At 39.3% G+C, this 12,657-nt stretch carries 9 protein-coding genes; 6 read left to right on the top strand and 3 right to left on the bottom strand.

Annotation, left to right across the window (positions count from 1 at the left end; genetic code table 11):
- Positions 1 to 89: 89 nt before the first annotated feature.
- Together ACQ7EO_RS21110 and ACQ7EO_RS21115 are read right to left on the bottom strand one after the other, a co-directional pair.
- Positions 90 to 3,236 carry an efflux RND transporter permease subunit gene (locus ACQ7EO_RS21110; protein ID WP_151801881.1) on the bottom strand — a complete coding sequence of 1,049 codons (3,147 nt, stop codon included), beginning with the start codon at positions 3,234 to 3,236 and terminating at the stop codon, positions 90 to 92.
- A 2-nt stretch (positions 3,237 to 3,238) separates the two neighbouring features.
- On the bottom strand, positions 3,239 to 4,339 hold the full coding sequence (locus ACQ7EO_RS21115; RefSeq protein WP_434278630.1) for an efflux RND transporter periplasmic adaptor subunit: 1,101 nt from the start codon (positions 4,337 to 4,339) through the stop codon (positions 3,239 to 3,241).
- Between the two features lie 145 nt (positions 4,340 to 4,484).
- Between ACQ7EO_RS21115 and ACQ7EO_RS21120 the strand changes: the two genes are divergently transcribed.
- Together ACQ7EO_RS21120 and ppc are read left to right on the top strand one after the other, a co-directional pair.
- Positions 4,485 to 5,105, top strand: a complete 621-nt coding sequence (locus ACQ7EO_RS21120) for a TetR/AcrR family transcriptional regulator (protein ID WP_004818238.1) — start codon at positions 4,485 to 4,487, stop codon at positions 5,103 to 5,105.
- Positions 5,106 to 5,331: 226 nt separating this feature from the next.
- Complete coding sequence (gene ppc / locus ACQ7EO_RS21125) at positions 5,332 to 8,022, top strand: phosphoenolpyruvate carboxylase (protein ID WP_056517013.1); 2,691 nt, start codon at positions 5,332 to 5,334, stop codon at positions 8,020 to 8,022.
- 41 nt (positions 8,023 to 8,063) lie between these two features.
- Here ppc and ACQ7EO_RS21130 read toward each other — a convergent pair whose 3' ends face one another.
- On the bottom strand, positions 8,064 to 8,729 hold the full coding sequence (locus tag ACQ7EO_RS21130; RefSeq protein WP_171287931.1) for a hypothetical protein: 666 nt from the start codon (positions 8,727 to 8,729) through the stop codon (positions 8,064 to 8,066).
- A gap of 63 nt (positions 8,730 to 8,792) precedes the next feature.
- Between ACQ7EO_RS21130 and ACQ7EO_RS21135 the strand changes: the two genes are divergently transcribed.
- The 4 genes from ACQ7EO_RS21135 (at position 8,793) to ACQ7EO_RS21150 (ending at position 12,656) form a co-directional block, all read left to right on the top strand.
- Positions 8,793 to 9,224: a hypothetical protein gene (locus ACQ7EO_RS21135; RefSeq protein WP_004718858.1), complete on the top strand. Its 432-nt coding sequence runs from the start codon at positions 8,793 to 8,795 to the stop codon at positions 9,222 to 9,224.
- A 2-nt stretch (positions 9,225 to 9,226) separates the two neighbouring features.
- Positions 9,227 to 10,531, top strand: coding sequence for a LysM peptidoglycan-binding domain-containing protein (locus ACQ7EO_RS21140; RefSeq protein ID WP_434279648.1), 1,305 nt, complete (start codon positions 9,227 to 9,229; stop codon positions 10,529 to 10,531).
- A 12-nt stretch (positions 10,532 to 10,543) separates the two neighbouring features.
- The gene (locus ACQ7EO_RS21145) at positions 10,544 to 10,999 is read left to right on the top strand and encodes a hypothetical protein (protein ID WP_434278631.1); all 456 of its coding nucleotides are present in this window, start codon (positions 10,544 to 10,546) and stop codon (positions 10,997 to 10,999) included.
- 355 nt (positions 11,000 to 11,354) lie between these two features.
- Positions 11,355 to 12,656 carry a solute carrier family 23 protein gene (locus ACQ7EO_RS21150; protein WP_004718863.1) on the top strand — a complete coding sequence of 434 codons (1,302 nt, stop codon included), beginning with the start codon at positions 11,355 to 11,357 and terminating at the stop codon, positions 12,654 to 12,656.
- The last annotated feature ends 1 nt before the right edge of the window (position 12,657 follow it).

Consider the following 12,657-nt stretch of genomic DNA (forward strand, 5'->3'; position numbering starts at 1 on the left):
CAATAAAATTTCCTATGTTATTTTCTGTTAAAGATTAAGTGCTACTATATTGAAGTTTTCAATTTTTCGCACCTAATATTCTCAACAATTTATGTATTTTCTGTAGTTTTTTTAATCTTAAACCAAGTCGCATACAACGCTGGTAAGAAAAATAACGTTAAAAGTGTCGCAATAATTAAACCACCCATAATGGCCACTGCCATTGGCCCAAAGAAAATACTCCGAGAAAGCGGAATCATGGCCAATACCGCTGCCAAGGCGGTCAGAATAATGGGGCGGAATCGGCGAACTGTAGCATCCAAAATCGCATCCCATTGATTCTGCCCAGCTCGAATATCTTGTTCGATCTGATCAATCAGAATCAGTGAGTTACGCATAATCATTCCAGATAATGCAATGGTGCCTAGCATCGCCACAAAACCAAAAGGCTTATTGAATAAGAGCAGGAATAACACTACCCCAATTAAACCTAACGGCGCTGTCAAAAATACAATGAATGAACGCGAAATACTCTTTAACTGCAGCATCAGCAAAGTAAATACCACCGCAAGGAATAATGGCATCCCTGCATTTACAGAAGTTTGCCCTTTTGCCGACTCCTCTACCGCGCCACCAACTTCTAACAAATAACCACTTGGTAAGGTTGTACGAAGCTGATCCATTTTTTCAGCCAGCTCATTGACCACGGTTGCAGGCTGTAACTTGGTCCGAATATCTGCCCGTACAGTAATGGTCGGTAAACGATTGCGGTGCCAAATCAAACCATCTTCAAATTTATATTGAAGTGTAGCGATTTGCGCCAAAGGTACAGTGGTGCCTTTACTTGTTGGAACAGCAAGACTGGATAATGCTTCAACATTGACACGTTCAGCCTGATCACCGCGGATACGAACATCAATCAGCTCACGTTTTTCACGATATTGATTGATAATTGCACCCGATATCGAACTGTTTAAAAAATTCGCCAAATCTTCTGAGGTTACACCCATTTGACGGGCACGGTCTTGATCAATCACCAACGAAATGATTTTACTTTGCTCACCCCAGTCCAAATGAACATTTGCGGTATTTGGATTTTCGCCCACCAGTTGAGCAACTTTTTGCGCCTCCTGACGAACAATTGCAATGTCTTCACCCGATACACGAAATTGCAATGGATAGCCGACTGGAGGACCATTTTCTAATAAAGAGACACGGATACGTACCTGTGGCAATAATTGGCGAATTTGCGTATCTAAGGATTTACGAATTTCATCACGATCATCCAGTGACGATGCTAAAACCACAAATTGTGCAAAACTGGCTTGTGGCATCTGTTGATCTAAAGGCAGATAGAAACGTGGTGTACCTGTTCCTACATAAGCAACATAATTATCAATACCCTTTTGCTTAGATAAAAATGCCTCGACTTTCTTCACGGCATCTTCAGTTGCAGTCAGTGATGCGCCTTCTTCCAATTTTAAATCGACCAAAATTTCAGCACGGTTTGAAGACGGGAAAAATTGTTGGGGTACAAATTTAAACATCACCACAGACAGGACAAAAACCCCAACCGTAATTGAAATGACGGTTTTTCTATAAGTCACGCACCAATTCACCAACTTTCTAAAGCTTTGATAAAATTTAGATTGATATGGATCAAAATGCTCACCAGTATGATGAATCACGGGCTGAGGTTCTGGTTGCTTTCGTAATCTTGCGAGAAGACGCTGATACCACGGCGCTTTTTGTGGCACTTTGTTAAAATCTGGAAGTAACTTATCGCCTAGATAAGGAACAAAAACCACAGCAGCAATCCATGAAACAATTAAGGCAATGGTCACCACTTGGAAAATTGAACGAGTATATTCCCCTGTGCTTGATGCGGCTGTAGCAATAGGTAAAAAACCTGCTGCGGTAATTAATGTTCCTGTCAGCATCGGAAATGCGGTACTGGTCCATGCAAAACCAGCTGCCTTCATCCGGCTATAGCCCTGTTCCATTTTAATGGTCATCATTTCGACGGCAATAATGGCATCATCAACCAATAACCCTAAGGCCAGAATCAAGGCTCCTAGAGAAATCTTATGTAAGCCAACATCAAATAAATTCATGCCTGCAAAAGTCATCGCAAGCACCAGTGGAATCGAAAATGCCACCACCAAGCCGGTACGAAAACCCAGCGAAAAAAAGCTCACCAATAAAACGATAATGACTGCTTCTGCAAGAACTTTGACAAATTCATGAATACTGCGTTGAACAGCCACTGGCTGATCTGAAACTTTTTTCAGTTCCATACCTAAAGGCAGTGATTTTTGTAAGGTTTTAAATTCCGTTTCTAGGTTTTTACCCAATGCGATGATGTCACCACCTTTACGCATAGAAACCGCTAAACCAATCCCATTCTCGCCCATAAAACGCATGCGAGGTTGTGCAGGCTCACTAAATCCACGATAAACGTCAGCAACATCGCCCAGTTGAATGGTTCTATTTCCCACCAACAAGGGCATTTTTTTCAAATCATCGACACTTTTTAAAGCACCACTGACTCGCACTTGAATACGGTCAGTGCCTGTTTCAAAAAAGCCTGCACTGGTCACACTGTTTTGCTTTGCCAAGGCTTCTTGGATTGCAGTAACTGGTACGCCCATTTGCACGGCTTTGGTGTTGGAAAGCTCAATCCAGATTTTTTGATCTTGTAGCCCCACCAGATTGACTTTACTGACATCTTTGACCCGTTGTAAGCGAAGCTGTAAACGATCTGCATATTCTTTTAACGTTGCATAATCAAAATCTTTGCCTGTTAAGACATAGATATTCCCGAAGGTGTCACCAAACTCATCATTAAAGAACGGCCCCTGAACACCAGAAGGTAACTGTGTTTTGATATCGCCTACTTTTTTACGCACTTGATACCAAACATCTGGAATTTGGTTAGATTTTAATGAGTCTTTTGCCATAAACATGACCATAGACTCACCCGGACGCGAGTAAGCCATAATCTTGTCATAGAGCCCTGTGCTCATCAGTTCTTTTTCAATTTTATCGGTAACTTGTAAAGAAACCTCTTGAGCTGTTGCACCAGGCCAATAGGTTTGTACCACCATGACTTTAAAAGTAAAGGGTGGATCTTCACTCTGAGAGAGTTTTGAATAGGAAAATAGCCCGACAATACCCAATAGGATCATAAAATAAAGTACTAATCCTTTATTTTTGAGTGCCCATTCTGACAAGTTAAAGGCGTTAAATGGACTCATGATCATGCTCCTTTTTGAACAGTTACAGCACGATTTTCACGGTCTACCGGTTTTATTTTTTGCTTTTCACGAAGTAAATGTACCCCTCCTACAACCACCCATTGCCCAGGATTTAACCCTTTCACGACAGTAACACTGTCACGACCATAGCTGCCCAGAGTCACTGAAACTTTAGCAATCGTTTGGTCTGGATTCACCACCCAAATATAGGCTTGATTATTATTTGCTGAGACGCTAGATAAAGGCACACTCAATACATTTTGAATATTTTGATTAAAGAATACCCGCGCACTTTGCCCAAGTTGAATTGCGGACTGCCCTTCTTTTAAAGCCACTTTAACCATAAATGTACGTGATTGATCGGCTGCTGGAGAAATTTCTCGAACATAGGCAGCAAATTGATCTTGAGGTTTAGACCATAAAGTCACCCATGCATTTTGACCGACTTTAATCTCTGCAATGGCTTGTTCAGGTACACCTATCACCACTTCACGATCACCATCAATCGCCAGTTGGTACGCCGCCTGCCCTGCTGAAATCACTTGCCCAGTTTCAATATTACGTTGGGTAATCACCCCATTTTTATTGGCAATCAATTGGTTATAACCTGTTTGATTGGCGCTCACATCATAATTAGATTGGGCTTGTTTTAAACTTGCCTGGGCAGCATCATATTGATTTTTGACTGAATCATATTGTGAGCGACTCACAGCATTGATCGGTAAGAGCTGCTGAAAGCGTTTAAATTCATCTGCTGCAGCCTTGGCCGCAGATTGCGCACTTTCAAGTTGTGCTTTGGCTGAGTTCAATTGTAGCTGGGCATCTTTCACATCAAGCTTTGCTAAGACTTGCCCTACTTTGACACGAGCCCCAACATCGACATAGCGTTCTGTAATTTGTCCCCCGACACGGAATGCCAATGCTGTTTGCTGTCGGGCTTGAACATCCCCCGCATAACTTTTTTGATCTTCATGTGATGTTGCAGGCTGGGTGACCATCACCAAGGGAATTTGTTCCGCTTCAGGTGCTGGTTTGCTACACCCCACTATTGTTACACTACACAATACCAATAGGCTCGTGATCATTAAATTTAAACTACGCATAGGCAAGGCTCTTAATCAAATGCATTTTTTCGGGCAAAATAGAATGAGTATATTTATTTGCTCATTTTTTAATTAATATACTGTATGGTACAGTAATTGTGAATCGTGTATAGAGTAATTAACCTATTTTTTTTTGGAAATTATTGTGCAAACAACCGCTGGACGTCCAAAGGACTTAGAAAAACGGAAACACATTTTGGAAGCCGCCAAAAAGCTCTTTCTAAAATTGGGTTATCATGGTTCAAGCATGAACCAAATTGCCAAAGAAGCAGGCGTCACAAAGCTGACGGTATATAACCATTTTCAAGATAAAGAAACTTTATTTTGCTGTGCCATTGAAGCAACCTGTGAAGCGTCTATCGATGCTCGACCATTACGACTCAATCTTCAAAGTGATTTTTATGCGCATTTTTTTCAGGCGTGCGAGTTGGCACTCACTGTCATTAGCCTACCTGAAGCCATTAAACTTGAGCATTTGTTGTTAGAACTTGCCGCAGAGAAAAATCCTTTGGCTTTACAGTTTTATAATTCTTCCCATCAAAGAATGTGTGCAGTCTGGCAAGATTTTTTCCAACAAGCGGGCACGCTTAAATTTATTCAAGCAGATAACATTGAAAAACAAATCAACCTGATTCTGTCATTATTATTGGGTGTTCGACACCACGAGGTTTTATTGGGGATCCGCCAAATTCCTACGGAAGATGAAAAACAACAAATCATCACCGAAAGTATTGATTTATTTATGATGAAATATAAAGCCAACTGAAATTATTTAAAAACAAAATAATGCCCAATTGTTGTTTAAGGCATACTCAATGCATATCGCATAGGCTTGTTGATATCAAAAGGGCAAAAACTAAAGCTAAATATCCAAATTAAAATTAAGTCAAAGTCGACTTCTTGCACAGTCATTTACATACTTTTGTAGGGAGTCACTTGGATTGTGGTGGAATCACGTTATATTCGAGATAACAAGAACTGGAGAGTAACAAATGGTTCAACAAATTGATGCTCCGCTGCGTGAAGATGTACGCTTACTCGGAAACCTTTTAGGCGAAACGCTAAAGGAACATGCAGGACAAGATTTGTTTAATCAAATTGAACAAATTCGGGCTTTAGGTAAAGGCGCTCGAGATGGTCAAATTGAAGCAGAAAAACAACTTGAACAATTATTTTTAAATTTAAAAGATGATGAGATTCTGCCACTCACTCGCGCCTTTTCACACTTTCTAAATTTTGCCAATATTGCTGAACAATATCACGTTGTGCGTAGTCGTCGACAAAGTGAGTGCGATGAAAACTCACCATCACCCAATGTGCTGGATCATTTATTTAGCAAATTCAAAGATCAGCAAATTTCAGCAGAAACGCTCTATAAACAAATTTGTGAATTAAAAATTGAATTGGTTCTCACAGCGCATCCAACCGAAGTCAGTCGTCGTACTTTAATCCAAAAATATGATGGCATTAATCATTGCCTGTCTACTTTTGATCAGCAAAAACTGACACCTAAGCAACGTGCAGATGTGTTAACCGATTTAAAACAACTGATCTGTTCTGCATGGCAAACTGACGAAATCCGTCAGCATCGCCCAACCCCGATAGATGAAGCAAAATGGGGCTTTACCACGATTGAACAGACTTTGTGGAATGCGGTTCCAAAATTCATCCGTGAATTGGATGACCTCGTTCAGGACAATTGTGCAAAGGTTTTGCCTTTGGATATTTCTCCAATTCGTTTTGCATCTTGGATGGGGGGTGACCGTGATGGTAACCCGAACGTCACCCATAACATTACTCAAGAAGTTTTGTGGTTGTCACGCTGGAAAGCGGCTGACCTTTATGTGCGTGATATTGAAGATCTTCGTTGGGAACTCTCGATTGAAGCCTATTCCAATGAGCTACTTCAAGCTTTGGGTTATAGCCATCCTGAACCTTACCGCGAATATTTGCGTGCGACCCGTGAACGCCTCAAAGCAACCCGTCAATGGTTGGCAGATAAATTACGTGGTCAGCATTCAGATGTCGATCGCAGTTTAATCATTCGCCATAAAGATGAATTATTACAACCGTTATTACTTTGCTATCGTTCTCTAATGGCATGTAATTTACCTGAGATTGCCAATGGTAAATTGCTCGACTTTATCTATCGAGTAAATTGTTTTGGTATTGAGTTGCTTAAACTGGATATTCGCCAAGAGTCAGGTCGCCATCGCCAAGCTATCTCAGCAATTACCGAATACCTTGGTTTGGGTAATTTTGAGACATGGACAGAACAAGCGCGTCAAAATTTCTTATTGCAAGAATTACAAAGCAAACGCCCGTTATTGCCTAAACATTTAAATGAGCCTTCAGGTAGTCTGATTGAAAACCCTGATGTTCAAGAAGTCTTTGCAACCATGCGTACTTTGGCTGAACAACCCAAAGAAAGCTTAGGTGCTTATATCATCTCAATGGCTGAATATCCGAGTGATGTTTTGGCGGTATTGTTACTGCAAAAAGAAGCGGGAATTGAGCATCCATTACGCGTTGTTCCTTTATTTGAGACCTTGAAAGACTTGGATGGTGCGGCAAGTACCATGAGTACCCTGTTCAATATGCACTGGTATAAACAGCATATCCAAGCTAAGCACGAAGTCATGATTGGCTATTCGGATTCTGCCAAAGATGCTGGTTTTATGTCCGCAAACTGGGCCCAGTATCGTGCGCAAGAAGAGCTGACGGCAATTGCCAAACAACATGGCGTTCAACTGACCTTGTTTCATGGTCGTGGTGGTTCAATCAGTCGTGGTGGTGCACCAACCCAACAAGCATTATTTTCTCAACCGCCGGGCTCAATTTCAGGTGCAATCCGTGTGACTGAACAAGGTGAAATGATTCGCTTTAAATTTGGTCTAGAAGAAATTGCCTTACAAAATTTGGAAATTTATGCTGCTGCGACCTTAGAAGCGACATTATTACCACCACCTGTGCCAAAACAAGCATGGCGAGATTTGATGCACAGCATGACGGATTTATCTGTTCAGGTATATCGTCAGACCGTGCGTGAAAATCCTCATTTTGTTAAATATTTACGCACCGTCACCCCTGAGCTTGAGTTACAAATGTTGCCGCTTGGTTCACGCCCTGCGAAGCGTAAAGTCAGTGGTGGGATTGAATCTTTACGTGCCATTCCTTGGGTTTTTGCCTGGACCCAAATTCGTTTAATGCTTCCTGCTTGGCTGGGTACTGGCGCAGCGATCAACCAAGTGATTGATCAAGGTCAAAAAGCGGTATTGGATGAAATGTTAAAGGAATGGCCTTATTTCCAAACATTAATTGATATGTTGGAAATGGTCCTCTCTAAAGCTGACTCAAATATTGCACTGTATTATGAATCTCATCTTACCGATGATGAAGACTTAAAAGTACTTGGTGCTGAATTACGTCAACGCTTGCATGATGCAGTACAAACCCTGTTGGCGATGAAAGGTGAATCGCAGCTGTTAAGTTCCAATGATGTGCTTGATCAAGCCATGAAAGTACGTAAGCCGTATTTATTACCCTTGCATTTATTACAAGCCGAATTGATGAAACGTCGTCGTGCATACTTGGCTGAATGTCAGGCAGAACATACCCCTGTAGATCATGCACTGATGGTCAGTATTGCTGGTATTGCGGCAGGTTTACGTAATACGGGTTAAGTTCAAGTTTCTTTGAAGGGGTACATAGGTACCCCTTCAACTTAGTGACCCTCGATAAAGTCATTTCTTTGATTATGGATATAAGCAGAAAAGCATTGGTTTCTTGTTTGGAAGCAAATATTAAAACTGCTACTCATCCAAGTATCGACTTGACTTTGTTTATAGAAAATTTCTGCAATAGGATGAAGATAATAATTAAACCCATCTGCTTGTTGCTCAAAAGAACTATAACTTCGTGCTTTGCTATACAAGTTGTTTAAATCTTGCGTTATTTCCTGAATATTTTGGTTAAAAAACCAAACGATTACATCGTTATTTTGAAATTCACGAGTTCGATAAACGCCTGTTTCATCACATTCAACAGCAAAAATTTTTGCACCTGAATCACTAAAGCTTGAATAGAGCAATTTGGATGATTGGATTTGCTCATGCTGACCAACCTCCATTTCACGAATTTGTCTGGATATATTTAAACATTCTGGTAATTTTTTAAGATCAGATTCAGCATTATTAATAAAAAGTCTTATTGCTTTATCAATGACATACATTTCACCTGTTCCCGTGATAACACCACCATCCCACCCATACAACTTTACATCGTCATATTCCTCAAAATCATTGATATTTTTATCTTTTAATTGAATGTTTTTGTTATCTACAGCAACCACTACACCATCCTCAAGTTGTATAGCAATGATAAAAGTCATATTGTTCATTTTTGTAAGATATGCTAAACATATAATATCAACAAACTAATAAATGGTATAGTCATGGCTGGTGGTTCACAAATCATCATTTCAAAAAATGGCATAACAATTAAAACACCAAATGATTTTAAAGTTTTTGCCGGGCAACATCAGTTTAAAACGGGAAGTCGTGTTAAAGCTGAAATTCCAACACTTCCTATCTTAAAAGAAGAGACTCTATTTAGTAATAAATGGGATTTTTATGATCTTTTTTACCAGACTGATTTTTCTAATGTGAAATATAAACTCATCAATAATAAAAATAACACCTATGTTTCAGGGACACTGGATCAGCATGGACGAACTCAAAGACTAAGCTCGGACCATAATGATGACTACGATATTCTCATTGGTACAGAAGAAGATTGGACCGTGTCTGTAGATGATGGTCTTGACGATGAGGACGCGTTTGAATACCTATGCCGTTCACATGACCAGCATGATCAAGAGGTTTAATGATGGATTGCTTAGCAAATATTAAATTTCTTGATGCATTAGAACAACCTATTCAAGGATTAGTCCATCAACTTTGGGTGGGGTCTTCTCTTATATCTGATCATGTTACTCCTGCCAGTGGTGAATCTGTTTGGTTTAAGCGACCTATAGGCACGATGATTGATGTGAGGATCAGGAGTAGTACATCTGGGGAATATCAATCTAAAGTCAAAATACAGCTGGTTGGAGAAAAAACAATTTTTATTGTTCGTAGCCCAAAAGTTTTACTGAAAGGCGTGAATCTTTCTACAAAGGATGTGGCAACTGGTACTTATCTAAGATCAACCTATATTGTGGCTGAAGGTGATTATTTATCTCGAATAGCGAATGATAATCAAACAACGACATCAGAATTGATCAAAATAAATAATTTAAAAAGTGATACAGATATTCATCCTGGGCAAGTGCTAAAAATCCCTGTCAAAAAAACAGCAACTCCTGAAAATAAAACTAAGCCAGTAGAAACAAAGCCTCGTCAGCAAGAAAAAACCACGATCATTGTAGTTCAGTACAAAGATACATTAACTTTAATTGCAAAGCTTACAGCTAATATGGTCGATGAAATTAAAAAGCTTAATGGGCTAAGCGATGATCATCTCCGTGAGAACCAAAAGTTAAAAGTCTATGACCGAAAAGTAGGGCTCACTCAAGCAAAAGCTAAAATTGAGAGCAAGAAAGATAAGAAATCTACGCCACCAAAAGTAAAACAGAATGCTTCTCAAAACAAAGAAGAATCTCCTGTGGCTGAAGTGGAAGCATCTGATCCTGTCAATACTAGTGGCTTATTACCAGAGGCATGTGGAGGAGAAAAGCATTATAAAAGGACTTTAGCGCGAATTGCTGAGTTACATGCTACCTACCAACCCTATGTTATTGAATTGATAAATACAACATATGAACAGCTTGGCATCACTTGGGTTATTACAGATGGATACAGAAGTCCTGCTGCTCAAGGTTCTTTGTCTGGAGGTGTAACAAATGCAGGGCCATTACAAAGCTATCATCAATATGGTTTAGCTATAGATATTGTATCCGTGAGAGATAGTAAAATCACTTATCTTTCAGACGGCAAACAGTCTATAGCTGATAGTAAGGCATTAGGTTTAATTGGTGAGCAATTAGGCTTAGTATGGGGAGGTCGATTTAAAACAAAAAACGGGCCAGATTACCCACATTTTGAATTACATCCCAATGGAAAAACATGGCGTAACTTGAAACCACAGCTGTTAAAACTGGGTGTGAGTAATTATAAGAAATTAATTTTTTAAAAGGAGACACTCTTGCATATATTTTTTAGACTTTTGACTATAGTTTTCTTTCTTATAAGCACAAATGTCGAGGCAAAACAAAAACTCTATACTGGTGAAGAAATACCAAAAACTTATAAATTATTACAGTCAATCACAATACCCGCTATATATGAAAATGGAGTGGTACTTACTAAATATGCTAATTTTTATAAAGCAGAAGGTGGAGAATGTATTATTGTTTCTAGATTAGATAATGAATCTAACTTTGGTGGGTACGAGGATGTCATATATTTTAAAAAAAGAATAATGTTGCGTAGTTCAAAACAAAGTTTTTTTTCCATTTTTTTAGATGATGATGCAAAGATAAAATCTAAAAAAATCAAATATAGCGATTATTTAAATGGTAAAGAGGTACAACAAGGCCTAAAAGAAGATTTCATTTTATATCGGAAAAAAATGAATAAAAACACATTAAATCAATGTTAAGGATGATTAAGATCAAACTATTAATAATATTATTTAATTATGCTGACACTGACTAATGTTAATTTAGAAGCAACTTCACACAAATAAAATGCCTAATTCATCAACAATTGCAAAAAATCTCAATTTGAATGGAAAAAATTTAAGCAGTTACAAAATCCTGAATTATTCTTCTTTTTTATATTTATATTTTTTAATACTTTGATTTTACGAACTAACATCATTCAAATATTTGACCAAATGGTACAAAACATCAATTTTCCCTAATAAATGCAAGTGCTTAGTTTGACTAAAATGATTAAAACTCTCGAAAAGAAAGCGTATGATGTGTCCAATTTGTTTTTTGAGTGCTCAATTTATGTCCAACTGGTTTCCCAAATGGCGTCCTTATTCTGGCAGCATTGATGCAAGACCTGTCGGTACCAATGAGTATTTACCTCCTGCGCAAAGTGTCGTTTTAGGGATTCAACACGCATTTGCCATGTTTGGTGCAACTGTACTCGCACCCTTTTTAATGGGCTTTGACCCAAACCTTGCCATTTTAATGTCAGGGATTTGTACCATCTTATTCTTTATTGTTACGGGTGGTCGTGTTCCAAGTTACCTAGGTTCAAGCTTTGCCTTTATTGGGGTGGTGATTGCTGCAACTGGCTATGCTGCATCAGGTACAGGTACGCCAAATGCAAATTTAGCTGTTGCAGCTGGCGGGATCATGGCATGTGGTGTGTTGTATGCAATGTTCGGCTTGCTCGTCATGGCAACGGGGACCAAATGGATTGAAAAACTCATGCCACCAGTGGTGACTGGTGCAGTGGTCATGATCATTGGTTTAAACCTTGCGCCTGTTACGGTGAAAGGTGTCGCTGGCAATGACTTTAATATGTGGATGGCCTTGGTCACTGTACTGTGTATGGGTTCAATTGCTGTATTCACAAAAGGGCTATTACAACGCTTATTGCTCTTGGTTGGGTTGTTATTGGCTTATTTGATCTATTTCATTGTTGCAAATGTAATGGGAAATGGAACACCGATTAATTTCACGCCTATTCAACAAGCCGCATGGTTTGGTACACCCACTTTCCATTCACCTGTTTTTGATCTCAATGCAATGTTAATTATTGCCCCGATTGCTTTAATTTTAGTGGCAGAAAACTTGGGTCATATCAAAGCAGTCAGTGCCATGACTGGCGAAAACCTAGATCCACAAATTGGTAAAGCTTTTGTTGCAGATGGTATTGCAACCACGCTTTCTGGTGGTGTCGGCGCACCTGGTATGACCACCTATGGTGAAAATATTGGTGTAATGGCCGTTACGCGTGTTTATTCTACGATTGTTTTTGTCATTGCTGGTATTTTTGCAATTTTCTTAGGGTTTTCACCTAAATTTGGCGCAGTTATTCATACCATTCCAACGGCGATTTTAACAGGTGCTTCAATCGTGGTCTTTGGTTTAATTACCATTGCAGGTGCGAAGATTTGGATTGAAAATAAAGTCGATTTTTCTCAAAATAAAAACTTGATGGTTGCCGCAGTAACAATCATTTTAGGAACAGGTGACTTTGCCCTTCAATTTGGTGATTTCAACTTGGGTGGTATTGGTACTGCAACGTTTGCAGCATTGATTCTCAACTGGTTCTTTAGCTTAAAAGATAAATCATAAT

Origin of the sequence: Acinetobacter sp. CE-15 (genome assembly GCF_051059255.1) — a bacterium.
GTDB lineage: Bacteria > Pseudomonadota > Gammaproteobacteria > Pseudomonadales > Moraxellaceae > Acinetobacter > Acinetobacter guillouiae.